22 protein-coding genes and 1 pseudogene are annotated in these 15,401 nt (G+C 72.8%); 13 read left to right on the top strand and 10 right to left on the bottom strand.

What is annotated here, in order from left to right:
* Positions 1-43 precede the first annotated feature (43 nt).
* The gene (locus tag BFV98_RS25235) at positions 44-757 is read left to right on the top strand and encodes a phosphodiesterase (RefSeq protein WP_071097983.1); all 714 of its coding nucleotides are present in this window, start codon (positions 44-46) and stop codon (positions 755-757) included.
* Here the strand turns inward: BFV98_RS25235 and BFV98_RS25230 are convergent.
* Positions 732-953 carry a hypothetical protein gene (locus BFV98_RS25230; RefSeq protein WP_013288141.1) on the bottom strand — a complete coding sequence of 74 codons (222 nt, stop codon included), beginning with the start codon at positions 951-953 and terminating at the stop codon, positions 732-734. The genes BFV98_RS25235 and BFV98_RS25230 overlap by 26 nt on opposite strands.
* A 253-nt stretch (positions 954-1,206) precedes the next feature.
* Here BFV98_RS25230 and BFV98_RS25225 point away from each other — a divergent pair, with 253 nt between their 5' ends.
* From BFV98_RS25225 to BFV98_RS25215, 3 genes are read left to right on the top strand one after another with little or no spacing between them, the layout of a single operon-like run.
* A complete protein-coding gene (locus BFV98_RS25225) occupies positions 1,207-2,304 on the top strand; it encodes a 3-deoxy-7-phosphoheptulonate synthase (RefSeq protein WP_030271308.1) in 1,098 nt (365 codons plus the stop codon).
* 40 nt (positions 2,305-2,344) lie between these two features.
* Positions 2,345-2,578 (top strand): hypothetical protein, encoded by a 234-nt coding sequence (locus BFV98_RS25220; protein ID WP_018786980.1) that lies wholly within the window; start codon positions 2,345-2,347, stop codon positions 2,576-2,578.
* A gap of 27 nt (positions 2,579-2,605) precedes the next feature.
* Positions 2,606-2,815 carry a hypothetical protein gene (locus tag BFV98_RS25215; RefSeq protein ID WP_013288144.1) on the top strand — a complete coding sequence of 70 codons (210 nt, stop codon included), beginning with the start codon at positions 2,606-2,608 and terminating at the stop codon, positions 2,813-2,815.
* Between the two features lie 60 nt (positions 2,816-2,875).
* Here BFV98_RS25215 and BFV98_RS25210 read toward each other — a convergent pair whose 3' ends face one another.
* From BFV98_RS25210 to BFV98_RS25200, 3 genes are read right to left on the bottom strand one after another with little or no spacing between them, the layout of a single operon-like run.
* Positions 2,876-3,415 carry a DUF1360 domain-containing protein gene (locus tag BFV98_RS25210; protein ID WP_013288145.1) on the bottom strand — a complete coding sequence of 180 codons (540 nt, stop codon included), beginning with the start codon at positions 3,413-3,415 and terminating at the stop codon, positions 2,876-2,878.
* A 34-nt stretch (positions 3,416-3,449) separates the two neighbouring features.
* A complete protein-coding gene (locus BFV98_RS25205; RefSeq protein WP_013288146.1) occupies positions 3,450-3,767 on the bottom strand; it encodes a hypothetical protein in 318 nt (105 codons plus the stop codon).
* On the bottom strand, positions 3,767-4,066 hold the full coding sequence (locus BFV98_RS25200) for a DUF6158 family protein (RefSeq protein ID WP_013288147.1): 300 nt from the start codon (positions 4,064-4,066) through the stop codon (positions 3,767-3,769). Before BFV98_RS25200 ends, BFV98_RS25205 begins: the two co-directional genes overlap by 1 nt.
* A gap of 123 nt (positions 4,067-4,189) precedes the next feature.
* Here BFV98_RS25200 and BFV98_RS25195 point away from each other — a divergent pair, with 123 nt between their 5' ends.
* Together BFV98_RS25195 and BFV98_RS25190 are read left to right on the top strand one after the other, a co-directional pair.
* Positions 4,190-4,612 carry a hypothetical protein gene (locus BFV98_RS25195; RefSeq protein ID WP_071097981.1) on the top strand — a complete coding sequence of 141 codons (423 nt, stop codon included), beginning with the start codon at positions 4,190-4,192 and terminating at the stop codon, positions 4,610-4,612.
* A gap of 25 nt (positions 4,613-4,637) precedes the next feature.
* Positions 4,638-4,967 carry a DUF3817 domain-containing protein gene (locus BFV98_RS25190; RefSeq protein WP_071097979.1) on the top strand — a complete coding sequence of 110 codons (330 nt, stop codon included), beginning with the start codon at positions 4,638-4,640 and terminating at the stop codon, positions 4,965-4,967.
* Positions 4,968-4,974: 7 nt separating this feature from the next.
* Here the strand turns inward: BFV98_RS25190 and BFV98_RS25185 are convergent, their stop codons facing one another.
* Positions 4,975-5,493, bottom strand: coding sequence for a DUF6232 family protein (locus tag BFV98_RS25185; protein ID WP_071097977.1), 519 nt, complete (start codon positions 5,491-5,493; stop codon positions 4,975-4,977).
* Between the two features lie 414 nt (positions 5,494-5,907).
* On the opposite strand from BFV98_RS25185, the gene BFV98_RS25180 reads away from it, so the two are divergent.
* Positions 5,908-6,873: a C40 family peptidase gene (locus BFV98_RS25180; RefSeq protein ID WP_013288151.1), complete on the top strand. Its 966-nt coding sequence runs from the start codon at positions 5,908-5,910 to the stop codon at positions 6,871-6,873.
* A gap of 72 nt (positions 6,874-6,945) precedes the next feature.
* Here the strand turns inward: BFV98_RS25180 and BFV98_RS25175 are convergent, their stop codons facing one another.
* The 3 genes from BFV98_RS25175 to BFV98_RS25165 form a co-directional block, all read right to left on the bottom strand.
* Positions 6,946-7,935 carry an RNA polymerase sigma factor RpoD/SigA gene (locus tag BFV98_RS25175; protein WP_041784543.1) on the bottom strand — a complete coding sequence of 330 codons (990 nt, stop codon included), beginning with the start codon at positions 7,933-7,935 and terminating at the stop codon, positions 6,946-6,948.
* Positions 7,936-8,404: 469 nt separating this feature from the next.
* Entirely contained in the window at positions 8,405-9,352 is a 948-nt protein-coding gene (murQ, locus tag BFV98_RS25170) for an N-acetylmuramic acid 6-phosphate etherase (RefSeq protein ID WP_013288153.1), read from the bottom strand.
* Positions 9,349-10,263: a MurR/RpiR family transcriptional regulator gene (locus BFV98_RS25165; RefSeq protein ID WP_013288154.1), complete on the bottom strand. Its 915-nt coding sequence runs from the start codon at positions 10,261-10,263 to the stop codon at positions 9,349-9,351. The genes murQ and BFV98_RS25165 overlap by 4 nt, the downstream gene beginning before the upstream one ends.
* A 257-nt stretch (positions 10,264-10,520) precedes the next feature.
* On the opposite strand from BFV98_RS25165, the gene BFV98_RS25160 reads away from it, so the two are divergent.
* Positions 10,521-11,198, top strand: a complete 678-nt coding sequence (locus tag BFV98_RS25160; RefSeq protein WP_013288155.1) for an SDR family NAD(P)-dependent oxidoreductase — start codon at positions 10,521-10,523, stop codon at positions 11,196-11,198.
* Here BFV98_RS25160 and BFV98_RS25155 read toward each other — a convergent pair.
* The gene (locus BFV98_RS25155) at positions 11,183-11,929 is read right to left on the bottom strand and encodes a dTMP kinase (RefSeq protein ID WP_013288156.1); all 747 of its coding nucleotides are present in this window, start codon (positions 11,927-11,929) and stop codon (positions 11,183-11,185) included. The genes BFV98_RS25160 and BFV98_RS25155 overlap by 16 nt on opposite strands.
* A gap of 149 nt (positions 11,930-12,078) precedes the next feature.
* On the opposite strand from BFV98_RS25155, the gene BFV98_RS25150 reads away from it, so the two are divergent.
* The 5 genes and pseudogenes from BFV98_RS25150 to BFV98_RS25135 all read left to right on the top strand — a co-directional run bounded on the left by BFV98_RS25150 (position 12,079) and on the right by BFV98_RS25135 (position 14,503).
* On the top strand, positions 12,079-12,660 hold the full coding sequence (locus BFV98_RS25150; RefSeq protein ID WP_013288157.1) for a nucleotidyltransferase: 582 nt from the start codon (positions 12,079-12,081) through the stop codon (positions 12,658-12,660).
* Between the two features lie 56 nt (positions 12,661-12,716).
* A complete protein-coding gene (locus BFV98_RS25145; protein ID WP_236619442.1) occupies positions 12,717-12,926 on the top strand; it encodes a hypothetical protein in 210 nt (69 codons plus the stop codon).
* 10 nt (positions 12,927-12,936) lie between these two features.
* Positions 12,937-13,717: pseudogene (locus tag BFV98_RS25140) on the top strand (metallophosphoesterase).
* Positions 13,708-13,854 (top strand): GPGG-motif small membrane protein, encoded by a 147-nt coding sequence (locus BFV98_RS32365; protein WP_013288160.1) that lies wholly within the window; start codon positions 13,708-13,710, stop codon positions 13,852-13,854. Before BFV98_RS25140 ends, BFV98_RS32365 begins: the two are co-directional and overlap by 10 nt.
* Before the next feature lie 151 nt (positions 13,855-14,005).
* A complete protein-coding gene (locus BFV98_RS25135) occupies positions 14,006-14,503 on the top strand; it encodes a TspO/MBR family protein (protein ID WP_030271325.1) in 498 nt (165 codons plus the stop codon).
* A gap of 43 nt (positions 14,504-14,546) precedes the next feature.
* Here the strand turns inward: BFV98_RS25135 and BFV98_RS25130 are convergent, their stop codons facing one another.
* Positions 14,547-15,323 (bottom strand): M23 family metallopeptidase, encoded by a 777-nt coding sequence (locus BFV98_RS25130; RefSeq protein WP_013288162.1) that lies wholly within the window; start codon positions 15,321-15,323, stop codon positions 14,547-14,549.
* Positions 15,324-15,401 lie beyond the last annotated feature (78 nt).

Genomic DNA, 15,401 nt, shown 5'->3' with positions numbered 1-15,401 from the left:
GCGCCGGAGCATCGTCGGTGCGCGCCGGGGTACCCGTGCGGGCATGGCCGCCACCACACCCTCCGCCGTCGAGCGCGCCGCCGCCGCGCTGGCCCGGCTCCGGCACGCCCGGCTGCTGCACCCGGCCGGGCGCACGTTCGCCGGCGAGACCCGGATCTGGGGTACGCCGGGACCGCCGACCGGGGTGCCGCTGCTCGACCTGCCGGGCCGGTGGCCGGCCACGATCCGCCTGTCCAAGGGCGTGCCGACGCCGGGTGGCTGGCCGGACGTGCTGGGCGTGGCGGTACGGCTGCACCGCGATCCGGAGCCGCCGGTGGACCTGCTGTGGAGTTCCAGCGCCGCCGCGCCGGTGCTGCGGAACCTGCCGCTGCCCCGGCGGCGCTTCTCCGGGACGTACACGTCGATCATGCCGTTCCGGGCCGGCGGGCGGCGGCTGTTCCTGGCCGTGCTGGCCGACCCGGAGTCACCCGACCTGGGTCGCGGCCTGGCCGAGGCCGGCGCGGCGGTGGCCGGCGACGAGCCCCGGCTGGTGCTGGCGGTCGCCTCGGCGGTGGGCCGGTGGCGGCCGTTCGGCGAGGTACGCCTCGACGACGAGCGCGGCGCCGCCCAGGACGCCGCGCTCGCGTTCGACCCGATCGGCAACGTGCCGCCGGGGTTGCGTCTGGCCGGCCCGCTGGCCCGGCTGCGGGACGACAGTTACCGGGGTTCCCGCCGGGCCCGGGGCGCCGGGCTCAGTCGGGCGGCTCGACGGGGGTGACGGTCTGCTCGGAGGTGCGGTGCTCCAGCACCGTGTCGGGGGCGGCGTTCTGGTCCGCCTCGCGGATGTCGGACTCGGTGAGGATCGCGTCGGCCTGCGCCTCCGCGTCGTCGCTGCCGGCCGCCGCCTCCTCCGGCAGCAGATGCGCTCGGGACTCGATCCGTTCCTGGTCGCTCGGGTCGTGGCTCGTGGTCATGCCGATCACATACCCCGCGTTCCGCACTTCGGAACGACAGCGGGCTTTCCGCTGCGCGTCGGGTACGCTGGCCGACGTGACGCGGTCGTATCGATGGTTTAGGCAGCCGGCTGGAGGAGCCGGTGACTCGACCATGAGCTGACGTCACCACCTCTTCGAGCCGGCGGGCAGGGATCGATTTCCCTGCCCTTTCGTATGCGAGCAGCCGGCTCGATCCCCCGGACCCGGCACGGGGGCACGGTCGGCGGAAGGAATCCCCACCGTGACCACGTCCCAGGACGCCCATCGGGTCATCGACCAGCGCATCGACCGTGTGGTGCCGCTGACCACCCCGGCCCTGCTGCACCACCACCTGCCGCTTGAGACCCCGCTGGCCGAGGCCGTCGTGGCGGGCCGCCGTGCCGTCGGCCGGGTGCTGGACCGCGACGACGACCGGCTGCTCGTCGTCGTCGGCCCCTGCTCCGTGCACGACCCGGCCGCCGCCCTGGAGTACGCGGGCCGGCTGCGCGAGGCCGCCGCCCGGGTCGCCGACGACCTGCTCGTGGTGATGCGTGTCTACTTCGAGAAGCCGCGCTCGACGGTGGGCTGGAAGGGTCTGATCAACGACCCGGCGCTGGACGGCTCCGGCGACGTGAACACGGGCCTGCGTACCGCGCGGGCGCTCCTGCTCGACGTGCTGCGGCTGGGCCTGCCGGTGGGCTGCGAGTTCCTCGACCCGATCACCCCGCAGTACATCGCGGACACGGTGGCCTGGGGCGCGATCGGCGCGCGGACGGTGGAGAGCCAGGTGCACCGGCAGCTCGCCTCCGGGCTGTCCATGCCGATCGGCATGAAGAACCGCCCGGACGGCAGCATCGCCACCGCCGTGGACGCGATCCGGGCCGCCGGGGTGCCGCACGTCTTCCCCGGCATCGACGTCTCCGGCACCCCGGCGATCATGCACACCCGGGGCAACGCGGACGGGCACCTCGTGCTGCGTGGCGGGGGCGGCCGGCCGAACTACGACGCGGAGTCGGTGGCCGGGGCGCTGGAACTGCTGCGGGCCGCGGGCCTGCCGGAGCGGGTGGTGGTCGACGCCAGCCACGCCAACAGCGGCAAGGACCACCGCAACCAGCCGCTCGTCGCCGCCGACGTGGCCGCGCAGCTCGCCGCCGGCCAGCGCGGGATCGCCGGCATCATGCTGGAGAGCTTCCTGGTGCCGGGCCGGCAGGACCTGGACCCGACCCGGGAGCTGGCGTACGGCCAGTCGGTCACCGACGCCTGCATCGGCTGGGACGCCACCGCCGAGGTCCTCGACCACCTCGCCCAGGCCGTGCGCGCCCGCCGGGCCACGCTCCCGGCGCCGGCCTGAGCGGGGTTGGGGCGAGTTTGACCGGTTCGGTGCCGGGTAGGTGGTCGGCGTGACCGATGACGCGCCCGTGACCGAGCAGCCCGACACCAGGCCGCTCGACGACCTGCTCGACGACATCTACCACGGCCAGGAGCGGATCACCCAGGCGGACATCTACCGCCGGGCGGTGGCCGCCGAACTCCCCGCGGAGCTGCTCACCCGGATCGCCGCACTCCCCCAGGGCGAGTACGCGGCGGACGAGGCGGCGGATCTGCTGGGCGGCACGGTCGCCTGAGCCCCCGGAAGACCGAGAGGACGCGAGATGACCGATCGCAACCCCGACCACGAGCACCTGGCGGCGCTCGGCCAGCCCCCGGAGGGCGTCGACACGCTGCCGGAGCCGGACTTCGCCAACGAGCACGAGCGCACCGCTGTGGACCGGGACGTCGTCACCGGGGAGGACGAGGACGAGCGGGAGCCGGAGGCGTCGCGCGGCTGGGCCGGCGAGGACCACGGCACCACCCCCACCTGACCGTGAGAGACACGGAAAAGGGGGCCGGCGAGCGCCGGCCCCCTTTTCCGTGTCCTCGGGTCACGCCTCGTGGCGACCGCCCTCGGCCGCCTGCTGGGCGACCGCATACCCCATCTGGAGGAAGTCGGAGGCGGCCACCGCGGTCAGCGCGGTGGCGACCAGCCGGGTCAGCCGGGGCGCCAGCACCAGGCCCCCGGTGAGCCCGGTGGCCACCCAGACCGCCAGGCAGAACGGGCAGCTCACCAGCTCGCCGAGCGCGTGCCTGGTCGGGCTGCCCTCGTCGCGGACCTGCTCCATCACCTCGCCGCTGCCGATCGGGTGGTCGTAGCGGGTGAACGGCGCCCGCAGCGGGCTGGTGATCGCGTCCTTGGACAGCAGCCGGCTGAGCTTGTGCGTGGCGATCGAGAGCAGCACCACGTCCGCGGGCGTGGGCCGCTCGGGCACCGGCCGGCCGGTCGCGCGGACCAGGCCGACGAGCGCGGCTGTGACACCGGCGTACGTGCCCATCGCCTTCAGGTAGCCCTCCAGCGGCCGGTGCTCGTGCGGTGCGTACGCCTGGCGCAGGCGCGCCACCTTCTGCTTCAGGCCACTCCCGGTCAACCCGGCCTCCTCGTGCTCGTCGTGCGGGCCGGGCTCAACCGGCGGTCAGGTTGTCGGCCACCTCGCGGTCGAGGTTGGCCAGGATCTCGTCGGCCAGGTCGTGGTCCGGCCCGGCCAGGTCCAGCCGCACCCGGGCGCCGCCCGCGCCGGCCGGCTCCACGTCGATCTCGGCGGACCAGTCCGCGGCACTCCACCGGGCCCGCATGTCGTCGGCGTCGACGACCTCGACCCGGCAGGTGCCGGAGCTGCGCAGCCGCTCGGGCAGCCAGGCCGAGGAGCGGTCGGGATCGGTGGCCGTGTTGAACACCACCTCCGGCGGCGCGGACATGCCGCGCTCGGCGTGGCTGGCCATCAGGCGTCCCGCAGCCGGCTCGGGTCGACCTCCCGGCCGGGGTGCCGGGCCAGGTACTCCGTCTCCAGTTCGGCGGTGCGCCGCAGGTGGTTGGCGAGCGCCGAGTCGGTGGCGTGCCGCAGCGTGTCCAGCCGGGTGCGGTGCAGGCTCTGCATCTCCCGGACCAGGTCGTCGTCACCCAGCTCCACCGGGTCCACCCCGAGCTGCTCGCCGTCCGCGTCGACGGTACGGGCGTGGTCGCCGTCCCACTCCGCGACCCGCTGTTCCGGGCTCGCGTCCCGGCGTACCGATTCGGTCATCGTCGCCCCCTCGTCTCGTTCGGGTTGGCACCTGTTCGGATGCCCAGCGGGCGTGTCACCAAACCCCGCCCGGACTACGACGCCGCGTCGGAGACGACCGGCGGCCCCGGTACTCTCGTTGGCATGAATCGGCTCTGGACACCGGCGTGGATCGTCCGCCACGTGGCCATGGTCGTGCTCGTGGCGGGTTGCCTCGGCATGGGCTGGTGGCAGGTCACCCGCGCCGCCGGGGGGAACGCGATCAGCTTCGGTTACGCGATCGAGTGGCCGGTCTTCGCCGGTTTCGTGATCTTCGTCTGGTGGCGTGAGGTCCGCCAGACGCTGCGCGCCGCCGACCCGGCGTCGTCGGCGGACCCGGCGGCGTCGGCCGGTCCCGCGCCGTCGGTGACCGCCGGCACCCCGGCGGTACGCCGGCCGGTGCGCGTCGTGCGGGCGCCTGCCGCCCCGGCCGACGGGGCGGACGACGCCGAGCTGGCCGCGTACAACAGCTACCTATCCTGGTTGAACGCCAATCCGGGCGCCCGGCCCGGCGACTATCCCGGCTGAGGCCGGTGCGGAAGGACGGACGACGGTGGGCGGAGCCTTTACCCGGTACCGCGTGATCGCCTGGATCGTGGGCGTGGCGCTCGTGGTGCTGGTCCTGATCGGCATGCCGCTGAAGTACGGCTTCGACAACCCGAGCGTGGTGGCCGTGGTCGGCGTGGCGCACGGCTGGCTGTACATGCTCTATCTGGCGCTCACGTTCGATCTGTCGCGCCGGGCGAACTGGCCGCTGAAGCGGATGCTGCTGGTGATGCTCGCCGGCACCGTGCCGTTCGTCTCGTTCTACGCCGAGCGGCGGGTGAGCCACTGGGTGGCCGCCGAGGCGCGGTCGCGTACGCCGGAGCCGGTCGCGGGCTGACCGCGTCTCACCGGGCCGGCCGCCACGGCTCGGCCGCCGGCGGGTCGGCCCAGCCGCCCAGCCGCGCCGCCTCCCGGGCTCGCCCCAGCGCGCGGGCGACCTGGCCGAACTGCCGCTCGTCGTCGCTGCTGAACAGCAGCACCTCGGTGCCGCGCACCCGTCCCCACAGCTCGTGCGAAGGGGGCCGCACGCGGTCGCCGATCAGCACGAGCAGCAGCGGCACCAGCCCGACGGCGCCGAGCATGAGGTACGCCCCGGCGGTGAGCCGGTGCAGGCCGCCGGTGAAGCCGAGCAGCAGGCCCACCCCGGCGATCATCGCGGCGGACACGGCGACCGCCCGGATCGCGAGCCGGTCGTGCGGCCCGCGGTCGGTCCGGAGCTGGGTGATCTCGGCCACCGGCCAGCTGTTGCGGCCGACGGTGAAACGCTCGGCGGTGACGACGATGCCGGGCCGGGCGTAGAGCAGCCTGGGTGCGGCCGGTCGCGGCGAGCGGGGCGGCTGGGCGGCGGAGCGGTCGGTCTGCACGGCGGCCTCCCGGGAGCAGGGATCCCGTGGTGGGATTTCCCGTCCGGGCTTCATTGTGTTGGCCTCGCGCCACCTGACCTCGGGGTTTCGGCGGTCGCGGGGGGCGTCGGCCCGGCCCTGCCCGCCGGAAACAGAGAACGATTTCCGTCTTTGTCATGACTTTGCCTGGCGTTGCCTGGCGACATCCGCCCAGAACGACGAATCGGGCGAGTCGCCTCATCCACCCACCGGTTCCCCTCATCACTTTCCGCCACTTTGCCAACTTTCGCCCCTGCTTGAACTCCCGACTACTGCGATCACGGGTTAGGTTGTCCAGGTCGGCCCGGTCGACAGCCGTCCACCCGGACGGCCCCGGGCCGGTGTCGCCGGGTCGCGAACGCGCCCGGCGACCGGTGGGAGAGGAGCTTTCCGCTCTTGTCGTCCTTACGGATGCTGCTCCGCTCGCTGGCGGTGGCCGGCCTCTCGGCCGCATTGCTCGCCCCGGCGCAGGTGGCCCGGGCCGAGCCGACCCCCGCCGAGCTGACGAAGCAGATCGAGAAGTCCTCGACTGAGCTGGAGCGAATCGTCGAGTCCTACAACAAGCTCAACGAGGACATCAAGACCAACAAGGCCACCGCGGCCAAGTTGGAGGCCCGGATCGGGCCGCTGCAGGAACAGGCCGAACGCAGCCGCGCCGACGTGGGCGTGCTGGCCGCGACGGCGTACAAGACCGGTGGCATGCGCACCGCGGCGGCCCTGCTGGACCCGGGCGGCCAGGCCACCCTGCCGGAGCGGCTGGGCACGCTCGACCAGCTCACCCGCCAGCGGCAGCGCACCATCAACAGCTTCACCGCCGACCAGAAGCGGCTGATCGACCAGAAGACCGCGCTGGACGTCACGCTCGCCCGGGAGGCGGCGCAGGCCAAGCAGCTCAAGTCCGCGAAGACGCGGATCGAGGCGGACCTGTCCGACCTCTACGAGATGCGGCGCAAGGCGTACGGGCGGGCCACCGAGGCACCCGGCAACCCCAGCTCGGCGGGCAAGCCGCCGGCCGTCTCCGGCGACGCCGGCACGGCGGTGCGGTACGCCTACGGCGCGGTCGGCAAGCCCTACGGCTACGCCCAGGACGGCCCCGGCAGCTACGACTGCTCCGGCCTGACGCTCGCCGCCTGGCGGGCGGCCGGGAAGTCGCTGCCGCACAGCGCGGCGCAGCAGTGGGGGGCCACCACGCGGATCAGCCGCAGCCAGCTGCAACCGGGTGACCTGGTGTTCTACTCCGGGCTCGGGCACGTGGCGCTCTACGTCGGCAACGGCCAGATCATCGACGCGCCCAGCGCCGGACGCAACGTCAGCAAGCGCGGCATGAACATCATGACGATCGCCGGCTACGGCCGGGTCTGAGCACCGCGAAGACGGCGAACGGCCGGCGTCCCCCTGTCGGACGCCGGCCGTTCGCCGTTCATTGTTACCAGGTCAGGCCGCCTGGAGCCCCTCCGCGCGAGCGAGCTCACGCAGCCGGCCGAGAGCCTGGATCTCCAGCTGGCGGATGCGCTCGCGGGACAGCGAGAACCGCGACGCGACCTCGGTCAGCGAGTGCTCCCGCCCGTCCTCAAGGCCGTACCGCGCCCGCATGATGCCGGCGGAACGGTCGTCGAGGTGGTTGAGCAGGCCCTCGATCCGCTGCCGCTCCAGGCCGGTCAGCACGATCTCCTCGGGCGACGGCGCGTCGCTGTCGGCGACCAGGTCACCGAGGTTGGTGTCACCGTCGTCACCCACCGGGGTGTCCAGCGAGACGGTGTCCTGCGACCAGCGGACCAGCTCGTTGACCCGCTCGACGGTCACGCCGAGCGCGGTCGCGATCTGCTCCGGCTCCGGGTCGCTGCCCAGCTCACGGGTGAGCTGCCGGGCCACGTTGCGCATCCGGTTGACGTCCTCGACCAGGTGCACGGGCAGCCGTACGGTCCGCTCCTGCTGGGCGATCGCCCGGCTGATGGCCTGACGGATCCACCAGGTCGCGTAGGTGGAGAACTTGAAGCCCCGCTCGTAGTCGAACTTCTCGACCGCCCGGACCAGGCCGGTGTTGCCCTCCTGGATCAGGTCCAGCATGGGCATCCCGGAGCGCACGTAGCGCCGGGCGATCGACACGACCAGTCGCAGGTTCGCGCGGATGAACAGGTCCTTCGCGCGCTCACCCTCGGCGACCAGCCGCTCCAGGTCCTCCCGGTCGACGCCGTCGGGGATCCGATCCTCGTCGAGCAGGTGCTCGGCGTAGAGGCCCGCCTCGATCGCCTTGGAGAGGTCGACCTCCCGGGCGGCGTCGAGCAGCGGCGTCCGGGAGATCTCGTGCAGGTAGACGCCGACCAGGTCCCGCTCCTCGGCGACCTCGTCGGTACGCATGCCGATGTTCTTGTCCACGATTGCCACGGTCCCCTCGCTCGCGCCGGTTGCCCGGTTCCTTGCCATCCCCACGTTCATCAGCCCTCCCCGTAACCTCCGCTGTGCCCGTAGGTGCTGACACCTACACAACAGATGTGACGCGTCGGGGATTCCATGTCGTGAGTCGAAACTGTCACGAATGCCTGAGTAGTAGCTGAGAGCCCGGTCCATGTTTCCTGTTACCGGCCCGGTTCGGGCGGCTCGCGGGCGCCGTTTTCGGCGCACACCGGAGCTGCGAAATCGCCGTTCGCCCATGGAATGGCACCATTGCCTGTTCCATGAACACAGCGAGCCGCGTCACCGAGTCGTTGCGATCCTGGTCACTGCGAGATACGCGCCTGCGGACCGGTCGGTTCAGCCGTGCTCAAGGATTACCCTCCGCCTCGTTGAACAATCCGTGCGGGAGGAGTCGTCCCCTCCCTGCACGTGATACGCGTCGCACCCGCCTGGCGGATGCGCCGGGCGGGTGGATCGGCGGTACGGGCGGGCCGAACGGTCAGGAGGCGAGCAGTTCGAGCGCGCCGCGTACCTGGTGGGCGGAGCGGGCCAGCGCGGCCCGGGCGGCCGGCACCTCGGCGCCGGAGACGAGCGCGACGAGCGCGGTCTTGAGGTCGCCGTCGGCCTCCCGCAGGGCGACCCGGCACACCTCCTCGGCGCAGCCGGTGGCCTCCATGAGAATCGAGATCATGCGGCCGCGCAGTTTGGCGTTGGTCGCCACCATGTCGATCATGAGGTTCGAGTAGACCCGGCCCAGACGCACCATCACGGCCGTGGAGAACGTGTTGAGCACCAGCTTCTGCGCCGTGCCGGCCTTCATCCGGGTCGACCCGGTGACCACCTCCGGCCCGGTGTCCACCCCGATGAAGACGTCCACCGACGCGGCGGCCTCGGCCTCCGGATTCGCGCAGAGCAGCACCGTACCGGCCCCCTGCGCCCGGGACGCGGCGAGCGCCCCGAGGACGTACGGGGTGCGCCCGCTGGCCGCCAGGCCCACCACGAGGTCGCCGTGGCGTACGCACTCGGCGGCGTCGGCGGCGCCACCGCGCTCGTCGTCCTCGGCGTCCTCGACGGCCCGCCACATCGCGTCCGGGCCGCCGGCGAGGTGCGAGCAGAACCAGTGCCGCGGCGAGTTGAACGTCGGCGCCAGTTCGGCCGCGTCCAGCACGCCGAGGCGACCGGAGGTGCCGGCCCCGAAGTAGTGCACCCGGTGCCCGTCGCGCAGCGCGGCCACGGCCAGGTCGACCGTCTCGGCGATCTCGTCCAGCACCGCGGCGACCGCGGCCGGCACCCGCCGGTCCGCCTCGTTGATCACGGTGAGCACGTCCCGGGTGGACATCAGGTCGAGGTCGACGCTGTGCGGGTTGCGCCGCTCGGTCGGCGCGCCGACGCGCACCACCGGTCGCACCGCCGCCACGCCGTCCCGCTCCACCCGACCCGCCGTCATCCCCGCCTCCGCCCGGGGCCGACCCGGTGCGACTGGACCGCCTCGGCGGTGGCCTCCAGGGCCTTCTTCGTCCGGGCCCGGCTGCGGGCGGCCACACCGACGAAGAGGCAGTCGACCACTGTGAGCTGGGCCAGCCGGCTGGCGGTCGCGCCGGAGCGGTATGTCGTCTCCCGGGCGGCAGTGGTGAGCACGTGGTCCGCGACCTCGGTGATCGGCGAGCGCGGGAAGTTGGTCAGCGCCACTGTCGTGGCACCGCGCGCCCGGGCCTGCTCCAGCACCTCGATGACGTCGGACGTGGTGCCGGTGTGCGAGATGCCGACCGCCACGTCGCCGCGGCCCAGCAGGGCGGCGGAGGTGAGCGCGGTGTGCACGTCCGGAAAGTAGAACGCGATGCGGCCGATGCGGTGCAGCTTCTGCTGGAAGTCGGAGGCGACGAAGCCGCTGGCGCCCGCGCCGTAGACGTCGATCCGGCCGGCCGCGCCGATCGCCTCGACCACTCGCTCGCAGACCGCCGGGTCGAGCTGCTCGGCGGTCTCCTCCACGGCCCGGGCGTCGTTGAACGCGATCGTGGCGATGATCTGGGCGAGGTCGGCACCCGGCGGGATGTCGCCGCCGACCACCCGCGCGTCCGGCGGCTCGATCCGGCGGGCGGCCTCGGCGGCGAGCCGGATCCGCAGCTGGGGGTAGCCGTCCATGCCGACCGAGCGGCAGAAGCGGATCACTGTCGCCTCGGACGTCTCGGCGGCGGTGGCGAGGTCGGTGATCGTACGCCGGGCCGCGTCCGCCGGATCGGCGACGACCAGCCGGGCCACCCGCTGTTCGGCCGGGGACAGCGAGGGCAGCAGGCCGCTGATGTGGACGATCAGTCCACCGGGCTCGTGACTCGCAGAAATCTTCGAACTCTTCGCCACGGATGAAACTTACTTTCACACGGCGTGAGCGTCAACCATGACACCGCGTATCGGGAAATTTACCGTCTTCCGTGCCCGCCCCCGGGCCAAGGATCCCATTGTCGCAGCCCCGCCGCCTCATCCGCTCCGGTCGAGTCACTCCTGCCGCCCGACGTGCCGGTCCGCCGTCGCGCGGCAGGGCCTGCCTGGTCGGCCTCGACCGGACGGGCCGGACGGCCCACCGGTCCGTCGGCAGGGCGGTTGGCTAGCGTGTGTCCATGACGGAACGCACGGTGCTGGTGACCGGAGGCACGGGTGGGCTCGGCGGCGCGGTCACCGCCGCCTTCCTCGACGCGGGCTGGCGGGTGGTCGTACCCCAGCGGGAGCCCGGGACGGACGACGGCCCGGTCCGGGTCGTGGCCGACCTGCTGACGCCCGAGGGGGCCGCGCGGGCGGTCGAGGCCGCGACCGCCGAACCGGCCGCGCCGCTGCGCGCGGTGGTCAACCTCGTCGGCGGGTACGCCGCCGGCGCCCTGGTGCACGAGACCCCGGTCGAGGACTTCGAGCGGATGCTGCGGCTCAACCTGCGCCCGACGTACCTGGTCACCCACGCGGCGCTGCCGCACCTCATGGCGTCCGGCGACGGCGCGGTGGTCTGTGTCTCGGCCCGGGCGGCGGTCACGCCGTTCCCCGGCGCCTCCGGCTACGCCACCGCGAAGGCCGCGGTGCGGGCGTTCGCCGAGACGGTCGCGGTCGAGTACCGGCAGCGCGGCGTGCGGTGCAACACCGTGCTGCCGAGCGTCATCGACACCCCGGCCAACCGCGCCGCCCAGCCCGACGCCGACCACGGGCGCTGGGTGCCGCCGGCCGAGATCGCCGAGGTGATCCGCTTCCTGGCCTCCCCCGAGTCCGCGCCCACCAGCGGCGCGAGCATCCCGGTCTACGGGCGGGCCTGAACCGGCACCGGCCCGTCCCGCCCGGCGCCACCGACCGGGCGGCGCGGGCCGGCCGGAGCCGGGCCGGCCGGAGCCGGGCCGGGACCGGCTGACGGGTCGTCGGGCAGCCACTCGCTCAGGTGCGCCCGGATCCGGCGGGCCACCTCCTCCGGCGGGCCGGTGCCGTCCACCACCACGAAGCTGCCGTACTCCGGCAGGTCCCGGTACGCGGCGGCCGCGGCGGTCAGCCACTCCATGGTCTCGTGGTCGGTGCCGCGCCGCTCGATCCGCCGGTACGCCTCGGCGGGGTCGACGGTGAGCAGGAACGTCACCCGGGGCGCCGGGAAGATCCGGTACCCGGCCCGGGCCAGCCGCTCCCACCGCTGCCCGCCGTGTGCCCGGATGCTGGCGTACTGGCAGGCGGACCACCTGTCCATCACCGCGGTACGCCCGGTCACCAGACAGCTGAGCAGCGCGAGCGCGATGGCCAACCATCGCAGCACCGACTCGACCACGAGCAGGCCGTCGCGCCCGACGAGCCGCTGCGCGTCCGGACGGCCGACCCGCTGGGCGATACGGCCGAGCCAGCGGCGGCCACCGGCGTTGCGGTGGTACGTGGCGGGACGGCCGGCCGCGGTGAGCGCCTGGGCGAGCCGGTGGGCCTGGGTGGTCTTACCTGAGCCGTCGATGCCGATCAGGGCGACGGTGCGCAGTCGGGCCCTGCCCCGCCGCGTCCGCAGTGAGCTGGCCACCCTCCCGAGGTTATCCGACCGATGCTCACACCGGCCCGTATGTCGCTTTCCTGCCCTGGCGGGCCGATCGCGCCGCAACAGGTGTGACCGGAGCGTCCGCCGGGTACGCATCGTGGTCCCACCGCCCAATGACGACGAGGGAGCCGCAGATGGCCGAGCGCGGGGACGAGACCCTGGTGCACACGCTGAAGAAGGTCGCCGCCGTGCTCAAACAGTCCGAGATCCCGTTCGCGCTCGGTGGCAGCTTCGCGGTGTACGCGCACGGCGGTCACTCCAGCGACCACGACGTGGACTTCCTGCTCCGCGAGGTGGACGTCGACCGGGCGCTGGAGGCGCTGGTCGAGGCCGGCTTCACCGCCGAGCGCCCGCCGGAGGACTGGCTGGTCAAGGTCTACGACGAGGACCGGATGGTGGACCTGATCCACCGGCCGGTGGAGACGCCGGTGACCGAGGAGACGTTCGCCGACACGATCGTGCGCCCTGTCGACGCGATCCACATGCCGGTGCTCTCGGCCAGCCAGCTCATGGTGCACAAGCTGCTCAGCTTCTCCCAGCACTACTGCGACTTCGCCCGCGCCCTGCCGCTGGCCCGCTCGCTGCGGGAACAGATCGACTGGGAACGGGTACGGAAGGAGACGCAGCACTCGCCGTACGCGGAGGCGTTCCTGGTGCTGCTCGACCGGCTGGACGTGCTGCCCGGCGGCGCGCCCGGAGGAAGGGAGACCCTGTGACCGGACTGTCCGGCGACGTTCCCCCCGACGAGTACGTCGAGGCGGAGATCCAGAGCATGCTGGCCGAGGACCCGACCGTGGCCGAGCAGGGCATCACGGTGGTGCGGCGGGAGAACGGGCTGGTGCTCTACGGCGAGGTGGAGAGCCCGCACCGGCGGGAGGAGATCCTGCGGCGGGTGGCCGAGCGCTTCCCGGGCACCCACGTGACGAGCGACATCGGGGTGATCCGCACGCAGGCGCCCACCCAGGTCGAGGAGTTGCCGTGAGGGAGGTTCGATGGTGATCCGGATCGCCGCCGTGGGCGACGTGCATCTGGACGAGGACGTGGTGGGCCGGTTCCGCCCCGCGCTGGAGGAGTTGCCCGGCTGCGCCGACGTGCTCCTGCTCGCCGGTGACCTGACCCGGCACGGCACCGAGGCCGAGGCGCGGTGCGTGGCCCGGGAGTTCGGCGACCTCGGCGTACCGGTGATCACCGTGCTCGGCAACCACGACCACCAGTGCGACGAGGTGCCGCAGGTGGTGAAGGTGCTGGAGGACGCCGGGATCACGGTGCTGGAGGGCACCGGCGTCGTGGTGGACACCCCCGGCGGACGGCTCGGGGTCGCAGGCGTGAAGGGGTTCGGCGGCGGGTTCGCCGGGCGGTGCGCCAGCGACTTCGGCGAGCCGGAGATGAAGGCGTTCGTGCGGACCACCAGGGAGAGCGCCGACGCGCTGACCGACGCGCTGCTCTCGCTGGACTGCGACGCGCTCGTCGCGCTCACCCACTACTCCCCCGTACCGGACACGCTCGCCGGCGAGCCGCTGGAGATCTACCCGTTCCTCGGCTGCTACCAGCTCGGTCAGGCGATCGACTCCGCACCTACCGCGCTGGCGCTGCACGGGCACGCCCACCACGGCACCGAGCGCGGCACCACACCGGGCGGGGTCCGGGTCCGCAACGTGGCCCACCCGGTGATCAAACAGGCGTACAGCGTCTTCCACCTGGGCGGTGATCAGCTCGACTGAGCGGGAGGTTTCCGGTATCGGGCGCACGGGTATCCAGCCGACATGGAGCTGATTCTCTGGATTCTCGCAGTCGTACTGGTGGTCGCCGGAATTCTCGCCCTGTTCCGCCGGCAGATCCTCTGGGGCATCGTCCTCATCGTCGTCGGCCTGCTGGTCGGCCCGGGTGGCGTCAGCATCTTCAACACGTAACAGCGGTTCTCGTACCCGCCGGGGTCGCCGGGCCCGGGTGTTCCGTCCTGCCGGACCGGAACGTCCGGGCCGGGTGACTCCGGCTTTTCCGCGTCCGGGTCCGGCGGCGCCCGGGCGTTTGCCGGGCCGGTCGAGCGGAAACATCTCGGCCATGGAGATGTCGCAGAGTGTCACCCGGCGCACCGCCGGAGCCCGCCAGTGGTTGGCGTTGCTCGGCTTCGGCGCCGCCACCTTCGCCGCCGCCGCGATCGGCGGGCTGGGTGTCCAGGGCACCTCCGCCGAGTACCAGGGCCTGGAGCAGCCCGCCTGGGCGCCGCCGTCGTGGCTGTTCGGCCCGGTCTGGACCGTGCTCTACGTGCTCATCGCGATCGCCGGCTGGCTGGTCTGGCGGCGGGTCGGTTTCGGCCTCGCGCTCTGGGCCTGGGTCGTGCAGCTCGTGCTGAACGCGATCTGGACCCCGCTGTTCTTCGGCGCCGGGGCGTACGGGCTGGCGTTCGCCGAGATCGTGCTGATGTGGCTGGCGATCGGGGTGACGGTGGCCCTGTTCCGGCGCGTCTCCCGGCCGGCCACGCTGCTGATGCTGCCGTACTGGGCCTGGGTGACGTTCGCGTCCGCGCTGAACTTCGCGGTGTGGCGGCTGAACTCCTGACCGGTACGGGCGCGGGAGCCGCTCGCCCCCGCGCCCGCCGGGTTCAGCAGCGGGGTACGCCCGGGATGTAGCCGTCGTACCCGGTGTAGACGTACGCGTCGGAGATGAACCGGCCGGAGCCGATCCGGTCCCAGATCGAGCTGGTGCCGTAGGTGCCGGTGACGCTGGTGCCGCTGGTCTGGCACTGGATGGTCACCTTCGCCCCGTCGGCCACCGTGCCGACCGAGCTGTAGCCGGTGCCGGGGCCGGAGCGGACCGTCAGCGGGGAGCCGGCCGTGTTGACGGTGCCCTCGCCGGTGTTCGTCCCGCCGCAGCCGTTGTCACTGGTGTAGGTCTTGGTGCCCCAGTAGAGCGCCTGGACGCCGTTGAACTTGATCTTCACAGAGCTGCCGTTGAGACGCTGCTCGTAGTGCAGGTGCGGGCCGGTGGAGCCGCCGGTCGTGCCGACGTACCCGATCACCCGGCCGTAGCCGACGGTCTGCCCGACGGAGACGTTGAAGGCGTTCAGGTGGGCGTAGTAGGTGGTGTGACCGCCGCCGTGGTTGATCCGGACGTACTTGCCGTAGCTGGTGTCGCCGAGGTTGGTCACCACGTCGACAGTGCCGGGTGCGCTGGCGACCACCGGGTCGCCCAGGTCGTCGGTGCGGTTGAAGTCGATCGCGTTGGCCGGGCTGTGGTTGGTCCGGGTCTGACCGGACCAGGACTGGTTGCACGGGAACGGGACCTTGAACGTCGGGGCGGCCATCGCCGGCGCGGCCGGTACGAGGGTCGCCGCCAGGACCGCGGCGCTCGCCCCGAGGGCGAGCCATCGCTTACGCATCCACTGCCTCCAATGTTGAAAGTCTTCAATGTGATGCGGACATCCTGACAGAAAGTTCCGTTCCCGGGAAGATTCGTG

The sequence above is a fragment of the Micromonospora sp. WMMB235 genome (assembly GCF_001855515.1).
GTDB classification, from domain to species: Bacteria; Actinomycetota; Actinomycetes; order Mycobacteriales; family Micromonosporaceae; genus Micromonospora; species Micromonospora aurantiaca.
This window is presented reverse-complemented; position numbering and strand designations above follow the sequence as displayed.

Coding starts and splice junctions, on each gene's coding strand:
- BFV98_RS25235 (WP_071097983.1), top strand. CDS start 44: ATGGCCGCCACCACACCCTCCGCCGTCGAGCGCGCCGCCGCCGCGCTG.
- BFV98_RS25230 (WP_013288141.1), bottom strand. CDS start 953: ATGACCACGAGCCACGACCCGAGCGACCAGGAACGGATCGAGTCCCGA.
- BFV98_RS25215 (WP_013288144.1), top strand. CDS start 2,606: ATGACCGATCGCAACCCCGACCACGAGCACCTGGCGGCGCTCGGCCAG.
- BFV98_RS25205 (WP_013288146.1), bottom strand. CDS start 3,767: ATGGCCAGCCACGCCGAGCGCGGCATGTCCGCGCCGCCGGAGGTGGTG.
- BFV98_RS25200 (WP_013288147.1), bottom strand. CDS start 4,066: ATGACCGAATCGGTACGCCGGGACGCGAGCCCGGAACAGCGGGTCGCG.
- BFV98_RS25195 (WP_071097981.1), top strand. CDS start 4,190: ATGAATCGGCTCTGGACACCGGCGTGGATCGTCCGCCACGTGGCCATG.
- BFV98_RS25175 (WP_041784543.1), bottom strand. CDS start 7,935: ATGGCAAGGAACCGGGCAACCGGCGCGAGCGAGGGGACCGTGGCAATC.
- murQ (WP_013288153.1), bottom strand. CDS start 9,352: ATGACGGCGGGTCGGGTGGAGCGGGACGGCGTGGCGGCGGTGCGACCG.
- BFV98_RS25160 (WP_013288155.1), top strand. CDS start 10,521: ATGACGGAACGCACGGTGCTGGTGACCGGAGGCACGGGTGGGCTCGGC.
- BFV98_RS25150 (WP_013288157.1), top strand. CDS start 12,079: ATGGCCGAGCGCGGGGACGAGACCCTGGTGCACACGCTGAAGAAGGTC.
- BFV98_RS25145 (WP_236619442.1), top strand. CDS start 12,717: ATGCTGGCCGAGGACCCGACCGTGGCCGAGCAGGGCATCACGGTGGTG.
- BFV98_RS32365 (WP_013288160.1), top strand. CDS start 13,708: ATGGAGCTGATTCTCTGGATTCTCGCAGTCGTACTGGTGGTCGCCGGA.
- BFV98_RS25135 (WP_030271325.1), top strand. CDS start 14,006: ATGGAGATGTCGCAGAGTGTCACCCGGCGCACCGCCGGAGCCCGCCAG.
- BFV98_RS25130 (WP_013288162.1), bottom strand. CDS start 15,323: ATGCGTAAGCGATGGCTCGCCCTCGGGGCGAGCGCCGCGGTCCTGGCG.